Consider the following 23,202-nt stretch of genomic DNA (forward strand, 5'->3'; position numbering starts at 1 on the left):
GGGGGTGGGCCGCGCCCGCACTTTGTCCCCCGGCCGCGCGGGGGGCCCGGCGCCGCCCGGGGCACCGCGCGCGCCGTCACCTTCCGCCCGGGGTCAGCGCTGGTCGCTCACCCGGACCACCCGGAGCCCCGGCGACGAAAGGATGTCCTTCTCGCAGAACCGGGAGGTCACCCACCGCTCACCCGAGAACAGCCGCGTCTGATCGCTGAAGTGCGGCGAGTTCGGGTTCGAGGACTGGGAGTACGTCAGCAGGGTGCGGGCGACCGGGCAGCGGCCGCCGTCCCAGCCGACGGCCTGGATGTACGAGGATCCCGTGGTGACCTCCGTGTAGCCGCCGGCCGCCGGATTCCACGGCATCTCCACCTTGTTCCACACGCCCAGGGACTCCGTGCCGCCCGGTACCGGGATGCGCCGGCCGTCCCGCACGACGAACTGGCCGGAATCCAGCCGCGCGTCGAGGGCGATGCCCGCCGCCCCGAGCTCCGTCACCGTGTCGGCCAGCGCCGTCGCGAAGCCCGGTACGGAGGTGTCGAGGGTGTTCGGGGTGCGGACCGGATCGGCAGCCGAGAACGGCACCTTCCACAGCCGTGCCGCCGGCACCGTGGCCGTCAGCTTCCGCCAGAAACGGTCGAAGAACAGCGCGCCCCGGCTTCCGGTGTCCATCGATCGGTCCCAGGCCCCCAGCACACCGCACGCCGGACCCACGTCGACGGCCCTGCCGTCGGAGCCCGTCGCCGTGCCGCCCGGCAGCGCGGCACAGGCCCGCGCCGCGTCGGCCGCGACGAGATCACCCGCGGGCACCCGGTTCGCGAACTGCTGCGCCTGGAGATCCCGTACGGTCAGCCGACCCCGCGCGGCCATCGCGGCCACGTCCTCGACGGCGCCGCGCGTGCGCATCGAGCGTTGCGTGCCGATCGTGCCGAACACCCGCTCGTAGCCGGTCAGCGGCCGGTCGGCGTTCGCCAGCCAGGCACTGTCGTTGGAGTTCTCCGCGTACGCGGCGTCCTTCAGCACCGGCATTCTCGCCGGACCGAAGATGCCCGGCTGCACGGCGTCGGGATCGCTGCCGAGCGCGCAGTCGCCGCGCGACCCGTCCAGCACGGCGACCCCGGACGACGGGTACAGGGCCCGGCCCAGCGGCGTCGAGCAGCGCTGGACCAGCTCGTCGGTGATGCGCGGGAGCACCTGCGACTGGGTGAAGAGGGTGTGGCCGCCGGAGTCGGCGGCGATCGTGTTCACCCAGGGCAGGCCCTGGGTCCGGGTGAGCGCCGCGAGGACGCCCGCCGTGTCGCGGGCCCTGCTGAAGCCCAGCGCGGTGTCCGGGGCGCGGAGGTTGGCCGCGTTCGGGTCGTTGAGCGCGTACGCCGTCGTGGCCGTCCACGGCAGCGGCACCTGGGCGCCGAGCGAGGTGACGACGGGGCCGTACCGGGTCCACCACTGGGTGCGCGTCACCGGCGTGCCGTCCCGCACGTCGATGGTGACGCCGCGCCGGGTCATCCGCTCCGGCCTGCCGTCGACGAGATACGTCGTCGGATCGGCGGGATCGAGCGTGAGCTGATGGAGGTCGAGCGTGACGCCCGTCGCGACGGTGTGGCTCCAGGCGATCCGGGCGGTGTGACCGATGGACACCGTCGCCGTGCCGAGCAGGGCGCCGCCCTGGACGTTCAGCTCGCCGGGGATCGTCTGCTGCACCTGCCAGAAGCGGCGTCCGCCCTGCCAGGGATAGTGCGGATTGCCGAGCAGCAGACCGCGGCCGTTCGCGGTCGAGGCACCGCTGAAGGCCACCGCGTTCGATCCCATGTCGGCGGTGTCGAACAACTCGCGTGCGGCGGCGGCGGTGCGCTTCGCGTCGGGCCCGGCGACGCCCGCCGCCGTCGCCGGTCCGGTCGTCGCCCCCGTAGGTGGCTGCGCGGCCGTGATGCCGTCGGCCGCGCGCCCCTGGCCGCCGAGCACGGCCAGCGCGAACCCGCGTGCGGCGACGTCCACCTGGGTCACCGGGCGCACCCAGGCGGCTCCCCGGCATGCCGGATCGGTGACGCGGTTCCGTGCCAGCCACGCGTTGTAGCCGGCCGCCCAGCCCCGCATCAGGTCCTTGACATCGCGGCTGGGGCCGCGCGGCGCGGGCTCGGCGAGCAGGTGCTCGACCGTGCCGGCCTCGCGCACACCGCGGTAGTAGAGGTCGCTGGAGAGATTCGTGGACGCCGAGGAGAGCGAACCGTCCGGTGCCGCGGCGGACCCGAACCAGCGGGACCGCTCGCCGCGCAGGGTCACGAACCCGTCGGCCAGGGTGCACACCTGGTCGGCGGCCTGGGCCCAGCCGGTGCCGAAGCCGAGGTTCGCGTAGTCCTTCGCGACGATGTGCGGAATGCCGTACTCGGTGTAGCGGATCACGGCCGACAGGCCGCCGTGCGAGGGATGTTCCTGTGCGGAGTGCCGCTCGGCGGCGGCCGCGGGCAGCGTGGTCGCGGCCGTCAACAGAGCGACGGCCGCGACGAGTAACCGTCTTGCACGGGTGCGCATCGTGCCTCCCAACATCATTGAGGGAAGGGGCGGTTGAGGGTACCAACGGGTAGTGCGCCGCCGGAGTGTCCGCCGGGCTCGCGCCCGGCCTCCGTCCGGCTTCCGTCCGGCTCGCGTGCGGTGACTTGACCTCCCCCTCCCGTGGACCGAGGATCACGTGACATGACGCCTGGACACGGCAGTACGGTTGACGGGGTGCTGCGGCGCAGTGCCCGGCGCACACCGGCGCGGCGCGCCGTCGACTACCGGGAGCGCTCCTGGACGTACGCGGAACTCGACGAGGCCGTCTCCCGCGCGGCGACCGTCCTCCTCGACGCGGGGCTGAACCCCGGGGACCGCGTCGGCGCCTACGGCCACAACTCGGACGCCTACCTGATCGGCTTCCTCGCCTGCTCCCGCGCGGGACTCGTCCATGTCCCCGTGAACCAGAACCTGACCGGTGACGACCTCGCCTACATCGTCGGCCAGTCGGGATGCGCCCTGGTCCTGACCGACCCCGACCTCGCCGGCCGGCTCCCGGAGGGCGTACGGACCCTGCCGCTGCGCGACGCCGACGACTCGCTCCTCGTACGACTGGAGGCGGCACGCCCGTACGACGGTGACGAGCCCCGCGGCGACACGCTCGTGCAGCTTCTGTACACCTCGGGCACCACCGCGCTGCCCAAGGGCGCGATGATGACGCACCGCGCCCTGGTGCACGAGTACCTGAGCGCGATCACCGCCCTCGATCTGAGCGCCGGGGACCTGCCGGTGCACTCGCTGCCGCTCTACCACTCGGCGCAGATGCACGTGTTCCTGCTGCCCTACCTCGCGGTCGGCGCCTCGAACACGATCCTCGACGCGCCGGACGGCGGACAGATCTTCGACCTGATCGAGGCGGGCCGCGCGGACAGCCTGTTCGCCCCGCCCACGGTGTGGATCGGGCTGTCGAACCGTCCCGACTTCGCCGAACGCGACCTGAGCGGCCTGCGCAAGGCCTACTACGGCGCGTCGATCATGCCGGTCCCCGTCCTGGAACGGCTGCGCGAACGGCTGCCGAAGCTCGCCTTCTACAACTGCTTCGGGCAGAGCGAGATCGGCCCCCTCGCCACCGTCCTCGGCCCCGACGAGCACAAGGGCCGCATGGACTCGTGCGGGACTCCGGTGCTCTTCGTGGACGCGCGGGTCGTCGACGAGGACGGCAAGGACGTGCCGGACGGGACACCGGGCGAAGTCGTCTACCGCTCACCGCAGTTGTGCGAGGGCTACTGGGACAAGCCCGAGGAGACCGCCGAGGCGTTCCGCGACGGCTGGTTCCACTCGGGCGACCTCGCGGTGCGCGACGCCCACGGGTACTTCACCGTGGTGGACCGGGTGAAGGACGTCATCAACTCCGGTGGGGTGCTGGTCGCTTCACGCCAGGTCGAGGACGCCCTGTACACCCACGAGCAGGTCGCCGAGGTCGCCGTCGTCGGGCTGCCCGACGAGCGCTGGATCGAGGCCGTCACCGCGGTCGTCGTCCCCCGGGGCGAGGTCGGCGAGGACGAACTGATCGCCCACGCACGCGAGAAGCTCGCCCACTTCAAGGCTCCCAAGCGGGTCCTGTTCGTGGACGAGCTGCCGCGCAACGCCAGCGGCAAGATCCTGAAGCGGGAGCTGCGGGACCGCTTCGGCAAGGCGTAGCGGACAGGGCCGCGGGGGTGTCAGGGGCCCCCGCGGCCCTGTCCGTGGCCGGTCAGGCGCGCGGACGCAGGTCCACGATCCGCTTCAGCTTGCCCACCGACCGCTCCAGGGACTCCGGCTCGACGATCTCCACCGTGACCGACACGCCGATCCCGTCCTTGACGCCCGCGGTGATCGCCCGCGCCGCCGCCTCGCGCGCCTCGGGTGTGGCACCCGGCCGGGCCTCCGCCCGCACGGTGAGCGCGTCCAGGCGGCCCTCGCGGGTCAGCCGGAGCTGGAAGTGCGGGGCGACGCCCGGTGTCCGCAGCACGATCTCCTCGACCTGCGTGGGGAAGAGATTCACCCCGCGCAGGATCACCATGTCGTCACTGCGTCCGGTGATCTTCTCCATCCGGCGGAAGACCCGCGCCGTGCCGGGCAGCAGCCGCGTCAAGTCCCGTGTCCGGTAACGGATCACCGGCATGGCCTCCTTGGTGAGCGAGGTGAAGACCAGTTCGCCCTCCGCGCCGTCCGGCAGCACCTCGCCGGTGAAGGGGTCGACGACCTCGGGGTAGAAGTGGTCCTCCCAGATGTGCAGACCGTCCTTGGTCTCCACGCACTCCTGGGCGACGCCGGGGCCGATGACCTCCGAGAGGCCGTAGATGTCCACCGCGTCGATCGCGAACCGCTCCTCGATCTCGCGGCGCATCTCCTCGGTCCACGGCTCGGCCCCGAACACGCCGACCCGCAGTGAGGTGCCGCGCGGGTCCACGCCCTGGCGCTCGAACTCGTCGAGGAGGGTCAGCATGTACGAGGGCGTCACCATGATGATCTCGGGCTTCAGGTCCTGGATGAGCTGGACCTGACGTGCCGTCATGCCGCCGGACGCGGGGATCACCGTGCAGCCGAGCCGTTCCGCGCCGTAGTGGGCGCCGAGTCCGCCCGTGAACAGCCCGTAGCCGTAGGCGATGTGGACCTTGTCGCCGGGCCGGCCGCCCGCCGCGCGGATCGACCGGGCCACCATGTCGGCCCACATGGACAGGTCGTTCTCCGTGTAGCCGACGACCGTGGGACGGCCGGTCGTCCCGCTCGACGCGTGGATGCGCCGGATCCGCTCCTGCGGCACGGCGAACATCCCGTACGGGTAGTTCTCCCGCAGGTCCGCCTTCGTCGTGAACGGGAAGCGGGCCAGGTCGGCGAGCGAGCGGCAGTCGTCGGGGCGCAGCCCGGCCTTGTCGAAGGACTCCCGGTAGAAGGGGACGTTCTCGTAGGCGTGGCGCAGCGACGCGCGCAGCCGTTCGAGCTGGAGCGTCCGCAGCGCCTCCGCGTCCAGCCGCTCGCCCGCGTCGAGCAGGCCCTTCGAGTCCGTCGAGCCGCCCGCCATCGCGCCTTCTCCCTCGCCAACCATGCCATACCGGACGACCGATCATTCGGTCGTCCTGCTCCGGACAGTAATGAGGTGTCCGTGGCCGGTGCAAGGGGTCGGCGGCGCTTTTTGCGGCAGCCGGAGCCGGAGCGGGCCCGGCTCCGGGCGGTGGTCAGCGCACCAGGGCGGGTCGCTTGGGGTCGAACTCCCACCCGGGAACCAGGTGGCCCATGGCGACCGCGTCGTCCCGGGCGCCGAGTGCCTCCTTCAGGTACAGCTCGTGCGCCGCCAGCAGCCGGTCCATGTCCAGCTCGACGCCGAGGCCCGGTGCGTCCGGCACCGCGATCTCGCCGTCGACGATGCGCGGCGGCTCGACCGTGAGCCGCTCCAGGCCCTCCTGCCAGATCCAGTGGGTGTCGAGCGCGTTGTACGGGCCCGGCGCCGCGGCTCCGCAGTGGGTGACCATGGCGAGCGAGATGTCGAAGTGGTTGTTCGAGTGGCAGCCCCAGGTCAGGCCCATGGCGTTGCAGAGCAGGGCCACGCGCACCGAGCCCCGCATGGTCCAGAAGTGGGGGTCGGCGAGCGGGATCGAGACCGACTGGAGCGCCAGGGCGTGGGTGAGCTGCCGCCAGTCCGTGGCGATCATGTTGGTCGCCGTCGGCAGGCCCGTCGCCCGGCGGAACTCGGCCAGGATCTCGCGTCCCGAGTAGCCGTCCTCGGCGCCGCAGGGGTCCTCCGCGTAGGCGAGCGTGCCGACCAGGGGCCCGCACAGCTCGATCGCCTCGCGCAGCGACCAGGCGCCGTTGGGGTCGAGCGTGACGCGGGCCTCGGGGAAGCGGTCCTTGAGCGCGCGTACGGCCCTGACCTCCTCCGTGCCTTCCAGGACGCCGCCCTTGAGCTTGAAGTCACGGAAGCCGTACAGCGCGTGGGCGGCCTCGGCCTGCCGGACGATCGCGGCGGGCGTCAGCGCCTCCTCGTGCCGCAGGCGGTACCAGTCCACGTCGGCGTCGGGCTCGCGGACGTACGGCAGATCCGTGCGGTCCGGGTCGCCGACGAAGAAGAGGTAGCCGAGCACCCGGACCCGGTCACGCTGCTGGCCGTCCCCGAGGAGGGCGGCGACGGGCACGTCCAGGTGCTGTCCGAGCAGGTCGAGAAGGGCCGACTCGACGGCGGTGACGGCGTGGACGGTGGTGCGCAGGTCGAAGGTCTGGGCACCGCGGCCGCCCGCGTCCCGGTCGCCGAAGCGGTCCCCGATCTCGCGCAGGACGCGCTGGTGGTCGCCCACCTTCGAGCCGAGGACCAGCGGACCGGCGTCGCGCAGCGTCCGGGTGATCTTCTCCCCGCCCGGCACCTCACCGAGCCCGGTCCGCCCCTCGGAGTCCTTGAGGACCACGACGTTGCGCGTGAACCAGGGGCCGTGGGCGCCCGACAGGTTCAGCTCCATGCAGTCCCGTCCGGCGACGGGGTAGACGGAGAACTCGGTGATCGTCGGTTGCTGACGCTTCATCACATTCCTTGTGTACGAGGGGCGATGGCCGACCGGTGCCGGGGATTCCAGGATGACGGCGGCGGGCGTGGCCGAGGGCCGGTCCGCCCCGCGCCCTGCCGGGCCGTCCCCCGCGTGCCTCAGGAGGGCCGGCGCACGGCTCCGGCCAGGGCCAGCCCGGTGTCGAGGATCCGCTCCAGGGCCGCCAGATCGGCCGGTCCGGGGTCGGTGAGCGGCGCGCGCACCGGGCCGACGGGCAGGCCGCGCAGCCGGGCGGCGGCCTTGACCAGGGACACGGCGTAGCCGGGCACCGTGTCGCGCAGCTCGACGAGCGGGACGTAGAAGTCGCGCAGCAGCTTGGTCACCGTCGCCTCGTCATCGGCGCGCAGCGCCGTGAAGAAGGCGCCGGCGATCTCGGGGGCGAAGGCGTGGACGGCCGACGAATAGGCGGGGACGCCGACGGTGGCGTACGCGCGGGCCTGGATCTCGGCGGTGGCGGCCCCGTTGAAGAACAGGAAGCCGTCGGGCGCGGCCAGCGTGAGGCGCTGGAGCCGGTCGAGGTCGCTGTGGCCGTCCTTGAGCCCGATGACGCCGGGAACGGCCGCCAGGGCCCGCAGCCCCGCGGGGGAGAAGGCGACCGGTCCGCGCTGGTAGGCGATGAGCGGCAGCCGTGTGCCGGCGGCGATCCGGCGCACCTGCTCGACCAGGCCGGACTCCGGGGCCTCGACGAGATAGTGCGGCAGCACGAGGAGGGCGTCCGCGCCGGCCTCCTCGGCGATCCGCGCGAAGCGCAGCGCCTGCGCCCATCCGTAGCCGGTGCCCGCGACCACGGGCATGCGGCCGTCCGCGATCTCGACCGTGGCGGTGACGACCGCGCGGTACTCGTCCTCGTCCAACGCGCTGAACTCGCCGGTACCGCAGGCGGGGAACACCGCGCCCGGGGCCGTGGCGAGCTGTGCGGTGAGGTAGGCCCGATAGGACTCCAGGTCGAGACCGCCGTCCGCCGTGAAGCTAGTGAGCGGGAACGACAGAACCCCACCCGCCATGCCACCCCGCAACCGCTCGGCCACACTGTCCGGATCCACGCTGAACCCTGCCATGAGTCTCATCCCTGTATGCAGACGTCGTCTATGTATGAGAACACAGGTTAGATTCGTGAACCTCTGCGGTCAATGGGCAGGGTCGGTGTCGGTGTCGGTGTCGGGGGCCGGGGGTCGGGGGTCGGGGGTCGGGTGTCGCGGCCCCCGGTCTCACGCATGCCCGGGAACAGCGCAGCGGGCCCGCGGCCGGTGTGGCTGCGGGCCCGCTGGGTTCGGGCCTGGGTGGTCCGGGGTGGACCGCGATGGGCCGGGGCGGTGGCCGGCCGGGGGTGTCAGGGGGACGTGGGCGAGGTCGCTGGGGTCGGGTTCGAGCCGTACGCGGTCATGAAGCGGTCGCGGAACTTGTTCATCGGCCATTCCGGCGCGTCGTCCGCGGGCTTGAGTCCGTCCGTCCAGCCCCAGTCGGCGATGCGGTCCAGCACCTTCGGGTCGCGGGCGACGACGGTGACGGGCACGTCCCGGTTGGAGGTGCCGCCCGTGACCGTCGGGACGGGCTGGTGGTCGCCGAGGAAGACGAGGACCGTGTTGTCGTCGCCGTAGCGCTGCATCCACTGGGTCAGGCTGTCCAGCGAGTACTGGATCGCCTTGCGGTACTCGGTCCGCACCCGCTTCGAGCTCTTCCAGACCTCCGTGGGGTTCGTCCCCTCCTTCTTGATCTTGTAGAAGATCTTGCCGTCCCCGAGGTCGTTCCAGTCGATCGTGTGGGCGATGGGGGACCAGGGGTTGTGGCTGGAGGCGAGGATGATCTCCGCCATGATCGGGTCGCGGTTCTTCTTGCCGTGCTCCAGCTTCTGGAAGGACTCCAGGCTGAACTGGTCCGGCACCGGCGTCCAGCTGAAGTACGGGCCCTGGTAGCCGAGGTGCGTCGAGTCGTAGATGTGGTCGAGGCCGAAGTACTTGCCCTCGGGCCAGGACTTGCGCACGCCGGGGACGATGCCGACCGTGCGCCAGGCGCCGGTCTTCTGGAAGTAGCTGGTGAGGGTGGCGCGGTCGCTGGTGGTCAGGGACCGGTACCGCTGCTGGTTCTTGACCCAGGTGCCGGACAGGAACGTCGAGTGCGCGAGCCAGCTTCCGGCGCCCGTCACCGGCGACTTGAGCCAGCCGCTGCGTGCCGAGAAGCCCGCCGCCTTGAGCCGCGCGCCGCCCTCCTTGAGCGTCGCGTCGACCTCCGGTCCCATCGTCGGATCGTCGATCGCCACACGGCCGTAGCTCTCGATGAACGTGAGCATCACGTCCTTGCCGCGCAGCCCGGTCAGCAACTGGTCGGACGGGGTCTTGGCGAAGGCGTCGACGGCCATCTGCTTCTTGTAGACGTCGGCGTCGCCGAGTCCGTCACGGACGTACTGCACCCGGTTGGAGAGGTACTGGGCGTAGCCCTTGGTGGCGATCGTGACGCCGCCGGTCTGCAGGCCCATGGTGAAGCAGACGACCCAGGCCACGCCGAGGACGAGCGTGCCGCGTACGGCCCCGGTGCGGTGCCGGGCCAGGACGTTCGCCAGCCGCATCGTGGCGAGCACGCTCAGGGCGAGCACGGCGATGACCAGGACGATCACGCCGACCACCGCCAGCACCTCGCCCGAGCGCCCGAACGAGTCCTTGACCCAGTCCGCCCCGTCGCTCAGCAGGACCCAGTCGAAGACCAGGTCGAACGGCCGGGCCAGGGTCTGGCGGAAGCCCATGTCGAGGCACTTCAGGATGCCGGACAGCCCGAGGAGCACCCCGAGGGCTCCGGCGGTGATCCGCCGCGCCCTCGCCGGCAGGACCAGCAGCACGGCCGCGAGGAAGACGGCCTCGACCGGGAGGCGGAGGAAGGCCCGGACGCTCATCCAGTCGAGGCGGTTGGGCACGATGAGGATCGTGACCACCAGCGCAGCGGCGAGGACGGTCGTGGCCACCCCCACCGCACGGGCGGCCCGCGGGTAGCGCCGACGCCAGCCGAACCATCCCGGGCGGCCGGCGGAGGTCGCGTCCGCGGCGGGCCCGGCCGCGTCCGTGGGCGCGGGGTCGACGGGCCGCGTGTCAGTGGGTTCGTCGGCGGGAGCCGACTGCGGTCCCATGGGATCCGCGTCGCCGGACAACTCACCGGTGGGTTCGTCGGCGGCAGCCGACTGCGGTCCGGTGGGATCCGCGTCGCCGGGCCGCTCACCGGTGGGTTCGTCGGTGGTGCTCTTCACGGCCGTGGGTTCCTCGACGGCCACGGCGGGCTCCGGGACGGCGGGTTCGCCTTCGGCCACGGCGGCCTGCGGGATGGCGGGTTCGTCTTCGGCCGGTGCGGGCCGCGGGACCGTGGGTTCGTCCGTGGCCGCGCCGGGGTGCGGGACCGTCGGTTCGCCGTCGGCAGGGTGGGGGACGGTGGGCTCGGCCGCGGTCGCGCCGCGCGCCGCGCCGCCGGCCGGCTCCTCGGCCCGCTCTCCCGTCCCGGAACTCGCGTGCGTCCCGGTCCGGACGTCCGTACCGGACTCGTCGCGGGTTCCGTCCGTCGCCGTCGCGTCGGGGTCCGGACCCGCGTCGGCATCCGGCAGTTGACGTGGAGGCGTGTGGTGCGACACCCGAAGTCCTTCCGTGCGTAACCCGGTGCTGGTGCGACGGAGGCGATTCCGTCATCCCCCATACGGCTGTCGGCCACCTCCGGTTCAACGAGGCGGCCGGCCGCGCACAGAGTACGTCGCGAGGATCAGCCGGATGACACCGCAGGTCCTACCGGTCCGCGGCCACGGCCACCTCCCGGGCCCACCGGTAGTCGGCCTTGCCGCTCGGCGAGCGCTGGATGGAGTTCGTGATCACCAACTGGCGCGGGACCTTGTACCCGGCCAGCCGGGCACGGCAGTGCGTCTGGATGTCGTCGAGCGACAGCAGCGGCGCGCCCTCGCGGACCTGGACGACGGCCGCCACATGGCTGCCCCACCTCGGGTCGGGCACCCCGGCGACCAGGGCGTCGTACACGTCCGGATGCGACTTCAGAGCCTGTTCGACCTCCTCCGGGTACACCTTCTCGCCGCCGGTGTTGATGCACTGCGAGCCGCGGCCGAGGACGATGACGATGCCCTCCTCGTCCACCGTGGCCATGTCGCCGAGGAGCACCCAGCGTTCGTCGCCCTTGCGGAAGAACGTCTCGGCGGTCTTCTTCGGGTCGTTGTAGTAGCCGAGAGGCACATGTCCGCGCTGCGCGACCCGCCCCGGCTCACCCGCCGCGACCGGCTCGTACGTCACCGGGTCCACCACCTGCGTACGGGCGTTGACGCGGATGCGGAAGCCGCGCTCGGGACCGGAGTCGGCCGTCGCGGTGCCGTTGAAGCCGGACTCCGAGGAGCCGAAGTTGTTGAGCAGCATCACGTTCGGGACGAGCGCCTGGAACTGCTCCCGCACGGTGTCCGACATGATCGCGCCGGACGAGGAGACGCTGAACAGCGCGGAACAGTCCGTGCCCTTCAGCGGGCCGTTCAGCGCGTCGATCAGGGGCCGCAGCATCGCGTCGCCGACCAGCGACACGCTGGTCACCTTCTCCCTCTCGATCGTGCGCAGGACGTCCTCCGGCGAGAACTTGCGGTGCAGCACGACCCGTTGACCGAAGTTGAAGGCGATGAACGCGGTGAGCGTCGACGTCCCGTGCATCAGCGGGGGAGTGGGGAAGAAGGTGATCCCCGCGCCGCCGGCCGCGACGCGCTCGGCGAGCTCCTCCGGCCTCGTCACCGGATCGCCGGTGGGCGCGCCCCCGCCGAGCCCCGCGAAGAAGAGGTCCTCCTGCCGCCACATGACGCCCTTGGGCATTCCCGTCGTGCCGCCGGTGTAGATGATGAACTGGTCGTCCGCGGAACGCGGCGGGAATCCGCGCAGAGGGGAACCGGAGGCCTCGGCGTCCCCGAAGTCCACGGCGTCCAAGGCGCTTTCGGCCCCCGCCGGGCCCTTCGCGTCCACCGTGCCCGCTCCGGGAGCGGCGGCCCCCACGCGGACGAGATGGCGCAGCCGCGGTGCGCGCGGCCGGGCGGCCGCCACCCGGTCGGCGAACTCCGCGTCGAAGACCAGGGCCGCCAGGTCGGCGTCCTGATAGAGGTAGGCCAGCTCTTCCTCGACGTAGCGGTAGTTGACGTTCACCGGCACGATCCGCGCCTTCAGGCAGGCCAGTACCGTCTGCAGGTACTCGACGCCGTTGTACAGGTGGAGGCCGAGGTGTTCGCCGGGGCGGATCCCGCTGTCGATCAGATGGTGCGCCACACGGTTCGCGGCCGCGTCCAGCTCGGCGTACGTCAGACGGCGCTCGGCGCCCGTGCCCGGGAGGTCGACGTGGACCAGCGCCTCGCGGTCCGGGACCGCGTCGACGACCGACTCGAACAGGTCGGCAAGGTTGTACTCCACCGCTCCTCCTGACCGTGCACGTCCGTGGCCGAGTGCCGCCAGGGCGCCTCGGCCCCGGCCCGACGGTCATCAGAGCAAAGCCCGACCCAAGTGGGAAGGGCCCCGGCACAAGAAATCTGACTGTCTGTCAGAAAACCCTTGTACTGGACGGACGCCTCCTGCAACCTGTTCTCGCATCCGAGACGGGAGGACGCCCATGGGTGGGACCGAACACCTCACCGTGCACCGCGAAGGCGCCACACTGGTGCTCACGCTCAACAGGCCCGAGGCCAGGAACGCGCTCTCGCTGCCGATGCTGGTCGGCCTGTACGACGGCTGGGTCGAGGCCGACGAGGACGACGCCGTCCGCTCGATCGTGCTCACCGGCGCCGGCGGTGCCTTCTGCGCCGGGATGGACCTCAAGGCCCTGGCCGGCCGGGGCATGGAGGGCGAGCAGTACCGGGACCGCCTCAAGGCCGACCCCGATCTGCACTGGAAGGCCATGCTGCGCCACCACCGGCCCCGCAAACCGGTGATCGCGGCCGTCGAGGGGTACTGCGTGGCGGGCGGCACCGAGATCCTCCAGGGCACCGACATCCGGGTCGCGGGCGCCTCCGCGACCTTCGGGCTGTTCGAGGTCAGACGCGGACTCTTCCCCATCGGGGGCTCGACGGTCCGGCTCCAGCGCCAGATCCCGCGCACCCACGCTCTCGAAATGCTGCTCACGGGACGCCCGTACACCGCGCAGGAGGCCGCGGCCATCGGGCTGATCGGTCATGTCGTGCCCGACGGTACGGCGCTGGACAAGGCGCTCGCCGTCGCCGAGCAGATCAACGCCTGCGGTCCGCTCGCCGTCGAGGCCGTCAAGGCGTCCGTGTACGAGACCGCCGAACTCACCGAGACCGACGGGCTCGCCGCCGAACTGCGGCGCGGCTGGCCGGTGTTCGACACCGCCGACGCCAAGGAAGGCTCCCGGGCCTTCGCCGAGAAGCGCCCGCCCGTCTACCGGCGGGCCTGACCCGCAAGCCCGGCCCCGGACGCGCCCGTCCGCCCCGCGGACACGGCCCGGCCGGCCTTTGGAAGGAGAGATCCGGGATGCCCGAAGTCCTCAAGGCCCCCCTCGTCGTCGAGTTCCCCTTCACCCGATCGCTCGGACCCGTGCAGAGCGCGTTCCTCACCGGCCTGCGCGAAAAGGTCGTCCTCGGCGTACGGACCGCCGACGGACGCACCCTCGTCCCGCCCGTCGAGTATGACCCCGTCACCGCCGAGGAACTGTCCGACCTCGTCGAGGTCGCCCCCACCGGCACCGTCACCACCTGGGCCTGGAACCACGAACCCCGCCGCGGCCAGCCCCTCGGCACCCCCTTCGCCTGGGTCCTGGTCAAGCTCGACGGTGCCGACACCGCGCTGCTGCACGCGCTCGACGTCCCCGGCCCCGACGCCGTGCGCACCGGAATGCGCGTCCGCGTCCGCTGGGCCGCCGAGCGCTCCGGCGCCATCACCGACATCGCCTGCTTCGAGCCCCACGACGGAGCACCCGACGAACCCGCGGGCCGCGACGGCCGGTTCGAGGACATGGTGACCGGGATTGTCGCCCCCGCACGGCTCGACTACGTCTACTCACCGGGCCGCGCCCAGGCCGCGTACATCGCGGGCCTCGCCGAGCGGAAGACCCTCGGCGAACGCTGCCCCTCCTGCCGCAAGGTGTACGTCCCGCCCAAGGGCGCCTGTCCCACCTGCGGGGTGGCCACCTCCGAACAGGTCGAGGTCGGCCCGCGCGGCACCGTCACCACGTACTGCATCGTCAACATCAAGGCGAAGAACCTCGACATCGAAGTCCCCTACGTCTACGCGCACATCGCCCTCGACGGCGCCGGCCTCGCGCTGCACGGCCGGATCGGCGGCATCCCCTACGACGAGGTCCGGATGGGCCTGCGCGTGGAGCCCGTGTGGTCCGAGGACGGCCGCTACCCCGACCACTACCGGCCCACCGGGGAACCCGACGCGGACTACGAGACGTACAAGGAGATGCTGTAGATGGAGCCCATCAGGGACATCGCCGTCGTCGCCTTCGCGCAGAGCGACCACCGGCGCACCTCCGACGAGCACTCCGAAGTGGAGATGCTCCTGCCCGTCCTGCACGAGGTCCTCGACCGGACGGGCCTGCGGGCCGGCGACATCGGCTTCACGTGCTCCGGCTCCAGCGACTATCTCGCGGGCCGCGCCTTCTCCTTCACCATGGCGCTCGACGGCGTCGGCGCCTGGCCGCCGATCTCCGAGTCGCACGTCGAGATGGACGGCGCCTGGGCGCTGTACGAGGCCTGGACCAAACTGCTCACCGGCGACGCCGACACCGCGCTCGTCTACTCCTACGGCAAGTCCTCGCCCGGCTCCGTACGCGACGTCCTGACACGGCAGTTGGACCCGTACTACCTGGCCCCGCTGTGGCCCGACTCGGTCGCCCTCGCCGCCCTGCAGGCGCAGGCGCTCATCGATGCCGGCGAGACCGACGAGGCCGGACTCGCCTCCGTCGGCGCCCGCAGCCGGGCCTCGGCGAGCGCCAACTCCCACGCCCAGCTCCGTGGTTCGGTGCCCCAGGGCGACTACCTCGTACGACCCCTCCGTACCGGCGACTGCCCGCCCGTCGGCGACGGCGCCGCCGCCGTGATCCTCGCGGCGGGGGACCGGGCCCGCGAACTGTGCGAGCGGCCCGCCTGGATCCGGGGCATCGACCACCGCATCGAGCCCCACGCCCTCGGCGTACGCGACCTGACCGACTCGCCGTCCGCCCGGCTGGCCGCCGAACGCGCCGGAGCCTTCGAACGACCCGTCGACACGGCCGAGTTGCACGCCCCCTTCACCTCCCAGGAAGTCGTCCTGCGCAAGGCGCTGCGGCTCGATGACAGCGTGCGCGTCAATCCCTCGGGAGGCGCCCTCGCCGCCAACCCGATCATGGCGGCGGGCCTCATCCGCATCGGCGAGGCCGCGGCCCGCATCCACCGCGGGGAGTCCGACCGGGCGCTGGCCCACGCCACCTCCGGCCCCTGCCTCCAACAGAACCTGGTCGCCGTACTCGAAGGGGACGCCCGATGAGCAAGGAACCCGTGGCCGTCGTGGGCATCGGCCAGACCAAGCACGTGGCGGCACGCCGGGACGTGTCCATCGCCGGACTCGTCCGCGAGGCCGCCCAGCGCGCCCTGGCGGACGCCGAGCTGACGTGGGCCGACATAGACGCCGTCGTCATCGGCAAGGCGCCCGACTTCTTCGAGGGCGTCATGATGCCCGAGCTGTATCTCGCGGACGCGCTCGGTGCCACCGGCAAGCCGATGCTCCGGGTGCACACGGCTGGTTCCGTCGGCGGATCGACGGCCCTCGTCGCGACCAACCTCGTCGCCGGCCGCGTCCACGGAACCGTGCTGACCCTCGCCTTCGAAAAACAGTCCGAATCCAACGCGATGTGGGGCCTGTCCCTGCCCATCCCCTTCCAGCAGCCCCTGCTCGCCGGCGCCGGCGGCTTCTTCGCCCCGCACGTACGCGCCTACATGCGGCGCACCGGCGCCCCCGACACCGTCGGCTCGCTCGTCGCCTACAAGGACCGCCGCAACGCGCTGAAGAACCCGTACGCGCACCTGCACGAGCACGACATCACCCTGGAGAAGGTCCAGGCCTCGCCCATGCTCTGGGACCCGATCCGCTACTCGGAGACCTGCCCCTCCTCCGACGGGGCCTGCGCGATGATCCTCACCGACCGCGCCGGCGCCGCCCGTTCACCGCGCCCGCCCGCCTGGATGCACGGCGGCGCGATGCGCAGCGAACCGACCCTCTTCGCCGGCAAGGACTTCGTCTCCCCGCAGGCCGGCAAGGACTGCGCGGCCGACGTGTACCGCCAGGCCGGGATCGCCGACCCCCGCCGCGACATCGACGCCGTCGAGATGTACGTGCCGTTCTCCTGGTACGAGCCCATGTGGCTGGAGAACCTCGGCTTCGCCGACGAGGGCGAGGGCTGGAAGCTCACCGAGTCCGGCGTGACCGAACTGGAGGGCGACCTGCCCGTCAACATGTCGGGCGGGGTCCTCTCCACCAATCCGATCGGCGCCTCCGGCATGATCCGCTTCGCCGAAGCCGCCCTCCAGGTGCGCGGCCAGGCCGGAGAACACCAGGTCGACGGGGCCCGCAGGGTGCTCGGACACGCCTACGGAGGCGGCTCCCAGTTCTTCTCGATGTGGCTGGTCGGCACCGAGCCGCCCACCTCCTGAGACCGTCCCTCCCACATGGCCTGTGCGCGGCACCGGCCGATCGCTAGGCTGGCCGCGGACGACGAACCGGGAGGAGCACGGACGTGGCCGAGAGCACCATCGAGCAGCACCCGCTCGCGGGCTGGGACAAGCCGGAGCTGGACCTCAGCAACGCCGACTGGCAGTCCAGCAGCCGAGGGCGCGGAGATGTCCAGATCGCCTTCGTCGAGGGCTTCATCGCGATGCGCAACAGTGGCCGCCCCCAGAGCCCTTCCCTGATCTTCACGCCCGCGGAGTGGGGGGCGTTCGTATCGGGGGCCCGCGAAGGGGAGTTCGACCTGACCTGAACCGACGACCGCCGGAACCCGCTCCGCCGCCCCGACACCAGCCAGGGCGGCGGCCGGGGTCCCCGCGCCCCGGAGGCCGCCCGCCGTCCGGCCCTCCCACGGCCCCGCCGCCGCGCGAGAGGTTCTGACCTGGAGCGTCCGAACGGGCTGCCCCGTGGATGATCGGGGCGTACGCTGAGGTGCCTGTAGGTCACGGTGCGCATCCGCTCCCCGCGCGGACGCGCGATCGTGGCAGGGGGTGATCATGGGGCAACGAAGCCTTCGCAGCCGTCGGACGCTCTTCGAGCGCGAGAGTGAACTCTCCGCGGCCGACGAGGCGTTGAGCGACCTGGTCGGCCTGCGCCGGGAGCCCGGCGAGCCGCCGGGCCGCCCACGCGGCGCGCTCCTGGCCTTCGCCGGACGCGCCGGCATCGGGAAGACGACCCTGCTCGGCGAGGTCCGCAGGCGCTCCGCGGCCAAGGGCTGCACCGTGCTGAGCGCGCGCGGCGGGGAGCAGGAACAGCGCGTCGCCTTCCACGTCGCCCGCCAGCTCCTGCAACCGCAGCTCGCCGGCTACTCCGAGGCCGAACTCCGCGCCTCCCTGGGGAGTTGGTACGCCATCGTCGGCCCCGCGCTCGGCCTGTGCGCGCCGTCCGAGGGCGCCCCACCCGACCAGCAGGGCCTACGCGCCGGACTCGACTGGGTGCTCACCCACCTCGCCGTGCAGCGCGCCCCCATGGTGCTCCTCCTGGACGACGCGCACTGGGCCGACGCCGAGTCGCTGAGCTGGCTCGCCGCCTTCGCACCCCGCGCCGAACAGCTCCCGCTGCTGCTCGTCGTCGCCTACCGCCCGGACGAACTGCCCGAACACGCCGAGGCGTTCAGGGGACTGCCCGGCCGTGCGGGACAGCGCCCCATCGGCCTCGAACCGCTCAGCGCCGCCGCCGTCGCCCGGCTCGTCCGGGAGGACCTGGGCACCCAGGCCGACGACGCGTTCTGCCGCGAGTGCTGGGCGGTCACCGCGGGCAACCCCTTCGAAGCCGTCGAACTGACCGCCAAGGTCCGCGACCGCGGACTCACCCCGACCGAGGACGGAGCGCACCTCCTGCGCGACCTCGCCGCCGCCGTCAAGGGCAGCGGCATCGTCGCCCGCCTCGAACGCCTCGGCACCGCGACCGTCCGCTTCGCCTGGGCCTGCGCCGTGCTCGGCACCGAGATCCGCCCACCGCTCGCCGCCGCCGTCGCGGGACTCGGCTCCGAGGAGGCCGCCGACGCGGCGGACGCCCTGCGCACCGCCCGCATCCTGACCGGCGTCGACCCCCTCGAATTCGTCCACCCGCTGATCGCCACCGCCGTCTACCGCGACATCCCCGGAAGCGTCCGGGTCGCCCTGCACGGCCAGGCCGCCTGGTGCGTGATCGACGAAGGGCTCGGACCGGCCGCCGCCGCCCGCCACCTCATGGAGACCCACCCGGACGGCGACACCTGGATCGTCCAGCAACTGCGCGCCGCGGCCCGCGAGACCCAGCGCGCCGGAGCCCCCGACGCCGCCCGCCGCTACCTCGCCCGCGCCCTGCGCGAACCCCCGCCCTTCGAGGACCGCGCCGCCGTCCTGTACGAACTGGGCTGCGCGTCCCTGCTCACCGAGCCGGGGACCACGGTCAACCATCTGCGGGCCGCCCTAGAGGAACCGATCACCGACCCCGAGCTGCGCCACAACATCGTCTACCGCCTCTCCCAGGTGCTCGCCCACAGCGACCGCCTCGCCGAGGCCTCCGAGACCCTCGCCCGCGAGATCCCGGTCACCGGCGACGCCCGGGTACGCCTGCGCATGCAGTCCGAACAGTTCATGTGGGACGCCTTCCGCGCCGACGAACCCGACTCGCCCGCCCGCTCCCGGCGCCTGGCCCGCCTCGCCGACCGGCTCACCGGCCACGACCTCACCGAGCGCTATGTGATCGGGCTGCGCGCCTGGGACGCCACCCTGCGCGGCGAACCCGCACCCGTGGCCCTCCACCACGCCGAGCGCGCCCTGGCCGGCGGCCTCGGCTGGGCCGAGGCCGACCGCGGCTTCGAGGTCCCCGTCCTGGTCGCCATGACCTTCATGTACGCCGACCGGCCGGGCCGCACCGAGGAACTCTTCGCCACCGGCATCGCCGACTTCGAATCCCAGGGCTGGCACGGCGCCCACCTCTCCTTCGGCTACACGATCCTCGGATACGTCCGCTTCCGCCGCGGCCGTCTCGCCGAGGCCGAGGACTTCGTCCGCGCGGGCCTCCGGCTCGCCGAACGCGTCGGCCCCGGTACCCCCGTCCACTGGTACGCGGTGGGCACCCTCATCCAGGTCCTGCTCGCCCGGGGCCAGGTCGACGAGGCCGCGCGCACCGGCGAGGCCTACGCCTTCCACGCGCCCTTCCCGGCCGCCGTGACCTTCCCCGACGCACAGACCGTGTACGGCGAACTGCTGCTCGCCCGCGGCCTCACCAAGGAAGCCGCCGCCGAGCTCGCGTCCGCCGGCCGCCGCCTGGACCCACGCGGCATGCGCAACCCCGCCTGGTGCCCCTGGCAGCTCCACCTCGCCCGCGCCGAGAGCCACGACGCCCCCGAGCGCGCCGTCGCCACGGCACTCGAAGCGGTGAACCGCGCCCGCCAGTACGGCGCCCCCTCCACGATCGGCCAGGCCCTGCGCGTGGCCGCCGAGGTCTCCCCGGGCCCGGACCGCGTCAAGCTCCTCGAGGAGTCCGTCGCCCACCTGGAGCGCTCCCCGGCCGCCTACGAACTGGCCTGCTCCCTGGTCGCCCTGGGCACCGAACTGCGCCGCGCCGGACGCCCCAGGGAAGCCGCCGAGCACCTGTACCGCGGCCTCGACGCGGCGGTCCAGTGCGGCGCCGACGGACTGATCGAGGACGCCCGCGACGAGCTGGCCTCGGCCGGACTGCGCCCGCGACGGCTGCACAGCACCGAGACGGACGCCCTCACCGCCCGCGAGCGCACCGCCGCCTCGCTGGCCGCGATGGACCGGACCCCGGCCCAGATCGCCGAGGAGCTGCACGTCGACGAGCACGCCGTCGCCCGGCTCCTGTCCGCGGTCTACCGCAAGGTCGGCACCGACCGCCAGGGACTGGCGGCGGCACTGGGGGAGCAGGCCATCTCCTGACACCGGTGCGGGGCCGCCCTCCGGCCCCGCACCGACTGCGTCCGCGGGGGCCCACCCACAGAGTCCGCGGGGGCCGGTTCCCACGGCGCCCGTGGGGACCGCTACGCGCCCGTGCACGTACCATTGCGGCATGTCCTTCCTCCGCCGCCGCAGCGCCACGCCCGCCGGGCCCGACTTCGATGTTCTGGCCATGGATCCGGGCGACTGGCCCGGCAATCTCGGCGCGGGCCTGCTGCCCGCCCCCGACGGAAGCTGCCAGGGCGTTTTCCTGCGGTACGACCTGTTCGGCGGCCGCGGTCCCGCGATGATCATCGGCAATCTGCCCGAGGGCTCCCAGGCCCGGGACGTCGCCGAGAACGAGGTCCCCTTCGAGGTGGCCCAGCTCCTCATCGCGCTGGAGAACAACGAGGAGGTGACCGTCACCGGGACCGAGGACATGCCGGTGATGCAGGGCGACAACCTCATGATCGTGCGCCGGCTGAAGCTCTCCGAGACCCGTATCTCCTGCGTCCAGTTCGACCGCAGCGACAACGTCCTGGTGACCATCGCCGCCTGGGACCGTCCGATCACGGACGACCTGTACGCACTCCTGAAGCCGCTCCCGGCGGAGTTGTTCCAGCAGGGCTGAGGCCGAACACCCCACCCGGCGTCACAGTTTGAGGGTGAACCAGGTCGTCTTGCCCGCGTCGGTGGGCCGTACGCCCCAGTTGTCGGCCAGCGTGCGGACCAGGATCAGGCCCCGTCCCGACTCCTCGTCCTCGCCGGCCGTGCGGGGCTGCGGCAGATGCGGGCTGCGGTCGCTGATCTCCACGGTCAGGTCGGTCGCGCTGCGGCACAGATGCAGGCCGATGGGCCCCTGCGCGTGCTGCACGGCGTTGGTGAGGATCTCCGAGAGCAGCAGCCGGGCGTCGTCCGCGGCGGGAACGCAGTCCCAGGCGGTCAGCGCCTTGCTGAGGAAGGCGCGGCCCTCCGGGACCGACTCGGGAACCGCGGGCAGGTCGGTGTTGACGGTGGCCAGGGGCCCGTCGGGGAGCCGGGTGAGCAGCAGGGTGACGTCGTCGTTGTGCCCGTCGGCGTCCGGCAGCAGGGCCGACAGCACATGGTCGGCGGCCTCCTCCAGATCGGGCGCGGCGGTGAACAGGTCCGTGAGCGTGGAGGTCAGCTCGGTGAGCTGGTCCTCGATGTCGCTGCCGGGCGTCTCGATGAGGCCGTCGGTGTACAGGACGAGGGTCGCCCCGGGAGGGATCACCGAGGTCGACTGTTCGTAGAGGATGCCGCCCACACCGAGCGGCGCGTTCACCGGCGCGGCGAGCTGCCGGGCACCGGCGCCGGGCGTGGCCACCAGGGTCGGCAGATGCCCGGCCGAGCAGACGGTCACCTCGCCGGCGTCGGCGGAGATGACCAGATAGCAGCAGGTCACGAGCTGGTCGGGCACGTCTAGATCGCCGACGACGGCCTCCAGGGCCTGCATCAACTGGCGCGGCTGCATACCGGTCTTGGCCAGGGCGTGCGCGGCGGACCGCAGTTGGCCCATCACCGCGGCGGCGTCCAGACCGCGGCCCATCACGTCGCCGATCAGCACGCCGACCCGGCCGGCGCCGAGAGGGATCAGGTCGAACCAGTCCCCGCCCACGCCCGCGCCCTGCGTGGCGGGCCGGTAGCGGCTCGCGGTGGTCAGGCCCGGGATGGCGGGCGGCGTTCCCATGAGGCTGCGCTGGAGGGTCAGGGCGATGTGCCGCTGCTGCTCGTACAGGAAGGTCAGCTCCGCCTCGGCCCGCTTGCGGTCGCTGACGTCCCGGACGATCGCGCACGCGCCGATCACCGTGCCGTCCGCGTCCCGGGTGGGCCACAGGGTGATGTCCACGTCCAGCAGGGCGCCCGAGCGCGTCAGCCGCAGGGTCTCGAAGTGCTCGACCTTCTCACCGCTGCGCAGCCGGTCGAGGAGCATGTCGATCTCGCCCCGCCGCTCCGTCGTCGCGAGCAGGGACACGTGCTTGCCCATCACCTCGGCCCGCGAGTAGCCGTACAACCGCTGCGCCGCCGCGTTCCAGTACGTGATGTGACCGTCCAGGGTCTTGGCCAGGATCGCGTCCTGCGAGGACTCCACGAGGCCGGCGAGTTCGTTGATGCGTGCCTCGGCGCGCTTGCGCTCGCTGACGTCGCGGACGGCCGCGGAGACGAGGAGCCCGTCGGTGGTCTCCAGCGGGCTGAGGCTGATCTCGACGGGGAACTCGCTGCCGTTCTTGCGCAGGCCGTGCAGTTCGAGTCCCGCGCCCATCGGGCGGACCTGGCGGTTGTCGGTGTAGCCGTTGCGGTGCTGGTGGTGGTGGCCGCGGAAACGGCCCGGTACGAGGAGCTCCACGGGGTGCCCGAGCAGTTCCTCGCGGCGGTAGCCGAACAGGGCCTCGGTCTGGGCGTTGACGAGTCTGATGGTTCCGGTGTCGTCGACGATGACCATGGCATCGGGTGCCGCCTCCAGCAGACCCCGAAACCTTTCCTCTGCGGCCTTGCGGTCGCTGACGTCGCGGACGGCCGCGGAGACGAGGAGTCCGTCGGTGGTCTCCAGCGGACTGAGGCTGATCTCGACGGGGAACTCGGTGCCGTTCTTGCGCAGGCCGTGCAGTTCGAGTTCGGCGCCCATCGGGCGGACCTGGCGGTTGTTGGCGTATCCGTCGCGGTGGAAGGTGTGGTGGGCGCGGAAGCGGCTCGGTACGAGGAGCTCCACGGGGCGGCCCAGAAGTTCGTCGCGGGTGTAGCCGAAGAGGACTTCGGTCTGGGCGTTGACGAGCTTGATGGTTCCGGTGTCGTCGACGATGACCATGGCATCGGGTGCCGCCTCCAGCAGACCCCGAAACCTTTCCTCGGCCCCCGCGGGCGCGTCGTTGCGGGGTTCGCCACCGCACTCGCAGCGCCGGGGGACCGCCGTACCGGACGGCCGCGTTGAAGTCTCTTTGACGAAGTTGCCCATGCCTGCCCCAGGGTGTGCCGTGTTCGTGAACGGCCCATCACAGCGTACGGAGAGCAGGCGTGCGGTTACAT

The 23,202-nt window shown here is 72.4% G+C and carries 15 protein-coding genes; 8 read left to right on the forward strand and 7 right to left on the reverse strand.

All coding sequences use genetic code 11. The features are described 5' to 3' along the window. Positions 1 to 93: 93 nt before the first annotated feature. Positions 94 to 2,520, reverse strand: a complete 2,427-nt coding sequence (locus ACFRIC_RS39410) for a penicillin acylase family protein (RefSeq protein WP_382796561.1) — start codon at positions 2,518 to 2,520, stop codon at positions 94 to 96. Between the two features lie 162 nt (positions 2,521 to 2,682). Here ACFRIC_RS39410 and ACFRIC_RS39415 point away from each other — a divergent pair, with 162 nt between their 5' ends. After that, positions 2,683 to 4,182, forward strand: coding sequence for an acyl-CoA synthetase (locus tag ACFRIC_RS39415; protein WP_382796562.1), 1,500 nt, complete (start codon positions 2,683 to 2,685; stop codon positions 4,180 to 4,182). Between the two features lie 52 nt (positions 4,183 to 4,234). On the opposite strand, the gene paaK is transcribed toward ACFRIC_RS39415, so the two are convergent. From paaK to ACFRIC_RS39440, 5 genes are all read right to left on the reverse strand, one after another. Continuing rightward, positions 4,235 to 5,545 carry a phenylacetate--CoA ligase PaaK gene (gene paaK, locus ACFRIC_RS39420; RefSeq protein ID WP_382796564.1) on the reverse strand — a complete coding sequence of 437 codons (1,311 nt, stop codon included), beginning with the start codon at positions 5,543 to 5,545 and terminating at the stop codon, positions 4,235 to 4,237. 154 nt (positions 5,546 to 5,699) lie between these two features. Then, positions 5,700 to 7,034: an enolase C-terminal domain-like protein gene (locus tag ACFRIC_RS39425; RefSeq protein ID WP_382796567.1), complete on the reverse strand. Its 1,335-nt coding sequence runs from the start codon at positions 7,032 to 7,034 to the stop codon at positions 5,700 to 5,702. Between the two features lie 119 nt (positions 7,035 to 7,153). Further along, positions 7,154 to 8,113 carry a 5-dehydro-4-deoxyglucarate dehydratase gene (locus ACFRIC_RS39430; RefSeq protein ID WP_382796569.1) on the reverse strand — a complete coding sequence of 320 codons (960 nt, stop codon included), beginning with the start codon at positions 8,111 to 8,113 and terminating at the stop codon, positions 7,154 to 7,156. A gap of 272 nt (positions 8,114 to 8,385) precedes the next feature. Further along, the gene (locus tag ACFRIC_RS39435; protein ID WP_382796570.1) at positions 8,386 to 10,662 is read right to left on the reverse strand and encodes a sulfatase; all 2,277 of its coding nucleotides are present in this window, start codon (positions 10,660 to 10,662) and stop codon (positions 8,386 to 8,388) included. 148 nt (positions 10,663 to 10,810) lie between these two features. Next, positions 10,811 to 12,466 carry an acyl-CoA synthetase gene (locus ACFRIC_RS39440; RefSeq protein ID WP_382796572.1) on the reverse strand — a complete coding sequence of 552 codons (1,656 nt, stop codon included), beginning with the start codon at positions 12,464 to 12,466 and terminating at the stop codon, positions 10,811 to 10,813. Between the two features lie 196 nt (positions 12,467 to 12,662). Between ACFRIC_RS39440 and ACFRIC_RS39445 the strand changes: the two genes are divergently transcribed. From ACFRIC_RS39445 to ACFRIC_RS39475, 7 genes are all read left to right on the forward strand, one after another. Next, positions 12,663 to 13,463, forward strand: a complete 801-nt coding sequence (locus ACFRIC_RS39445) for a crotonase/enoyl-CoA hydratase family protein (protein ID WP_382796573.1) — start codon at positions 12,663 to 12,665, stop codon at positions 13,461 to 13,463. 77 nt (positions 13,464 to 13,540) lie between these two features. Next, positions 13,541 to 14,482 carry a Zn-ribbon domain-containing OB-fold protein gene (locus ACFRIC_RS39450; RefSeq protein ID WP_382796574.1) on the forward strand — a complete coding sequence of 314 codons (942 nt, stop codon included), beginning with the start codon at positions 13,541 to 13,543 and terminating at the stop codon, positions 14,480 to 14,482. Next, positions 14,483 to 15,538, forward strand: coding sequence for a thiolase domain-containing protein (locus ACFRIC_RS39455; protein WP_382796576.1), 1,056 nt, complete (start codon positions 14,483 to 14,485; stop codon positions 15,536 to 15,538). After that, entirely contained in the window at positions 15,535 to 16,701 is a 1,167-nt protein-coding gene (locus ACFRIC_RS39460) for a thiolase domain-containing protein (protein WP_382796578.1), read from the forward strand. Before ACFRIC_RS39455 ends, ACFRIC_RS39460 begins: the two co-directional genes overlap by 4 nt. Positions 16,702 to 16,784: 83 nt before the next feature. After that, complete coding sequence (locus tag ACFRIC_RS39465) at positions 16,785 to 17,027, forward strand: DUF397 domain-containing protein (RefSeq protein ID WP_037615767.1); 243 nt, start codon at positions 16,785 to 16,787, stop codon at positions 17,025 to 17,027. A gap of 244 nt (positions 17,028 to 17,271) precedes the next feature. Further along, a complete protein-coding gene (locus tag ACFRIC_RS39470) occupies positions 17,272 to 20,163 on the forward strand; it encodes an ATP-binding protein (protein WP_382796580.1) in 2,892 nt (963 codons plus the stop codon). A gap of 130 nt (positions 20,164 to 20,293) precedes the next feature. After that, complete coding sequence (locus ACFRIC_RS39475; RefSeq protein WP_382796582.1) at positions 20,294 to 20,791, forward strand: hypothetical protein; 498 nt, start codon at positions 20,294 to 20,296, stop codon at positions 20,789 to 20,791. Positions 20,792 to 20,812: 21 nt separating this feature from the next. Here ACFRIC_RS39475 and ACFRIC_RS39480 read toward each other — a convergent pair whose 3' ends face one another. Beyond that, on the reverse strand, positions 20,813 to 23,131 hold the full coding sequence (locus ACFRIC_RS39480; RefSeq protein WP_382796583.1) for a PAS domain S-box protein: 2,319 nt from the start codon (positions 23,129 to 23,131) through the stop codon (positions 20,813 to 20,815). Positions 23,132 to 23,202: the final 71 nt, after the last annotated feature.

The sequence above is a fragment of the Streptomyces sp. NPDC056738 genome, assembly GCF_042790435.1.
GTDB lineage: Bacteria > Actinomycetota > Actinomycetes > Streptomycetales > Streptomycetaceae > Streptomyces.

Excerpts from the sequence above, each read along its gene's own strand:
- ACFRIC_RS39445 (WP_382796573.1), top strand. The coding sequence starts at position 12,663 with ATGGGTGGGACCGAACACCTCACCGTGCACCGCGAAGGCGCCACACTG.
- ACFRIC_RS39480 (WP_382796583.1), bottom strand. The coding sequence starts at position 23,131 with ATGGGCAACTTCGTCAAAGAGACTTCAACGCGGCCGTCCGGTACGGCG.
- ACFRIC_RS39475 (WP_382796582.1), top strand. The coding sequence starts at position 20,294 with ATGTCCTTCCTCCGCCGCCGCAGCGCCACGCCCGCCGGGCCCGACTTC.
- ACFRIC_RS39415 (WP_382796562.1), top strand. The coding sequence starts at position 2,683 with ATGACGCCTGGACACGGCAGTACGGTTGACGGGGTGCTGCGGCGCAGT.
- ACFRIC_RS39425 (WP_382796567.1), bottom strand. The coding sequence starts at position 7,034 with ATGAAGCGTCAGCAACCGACGATCACCGAGTTCTCCGTCTACCCCGTC.
- ACFRIC_RS39460 (WP_382796578.1), top strand. The coding sequence starts at position 15,535 with ATGAGCAAGGAACCCGTGGCCGTCGTGGGCATCGGCCAGACCAAGCAC.
- ACFRIC_RS39450 (WP_382796574.1), top strand. The coding sequence starts at position 13,541 with ATGCCCGAAGTCCTCAAGGCCCCCCTCGTCGTCGAGTTCCCCTTCACC.
- ACFRIC_RS39470 (WP_382796580.1), top strand. The coding sequence starts at position 17,272 with ATGGGGCAACGAAGCCTTCGCAGCCGTCGGACGCTCTTCGAGCGCGAG.
- ACFRIC_RS39430 (WP_382796569.1), bottom strand. The coding sequence starts at position 8,113 with ATGGCAGGGTTCAGCGTGGATCCGGACAGTGTGGCCGAGCGGTTGCGG.
- ACFRIC_RS39455 (WP_382796576.1), top strand. The coding sequence starts at position 14,483 with ATGGAGCCCATCAGGGACATCGCCGTCGTCGCCTTCGCGCAGAGCGAC.
- ACFRIC_RS39410 (WP_382796561.1), bottom strand. The coding sequence starts at position 2,520 with ATGCGCACCCGTGCAAGACGGTTACTCGTCGCGGCCGTCGCTCTGTTG.
- paaK (WP_382796564.1), bottom strand. The coding sequence starts at position 5,545 with ATGGCGGGCGGCTCGACGGACTCGAAGGGCCTGCTCGACGCGGGCGAG.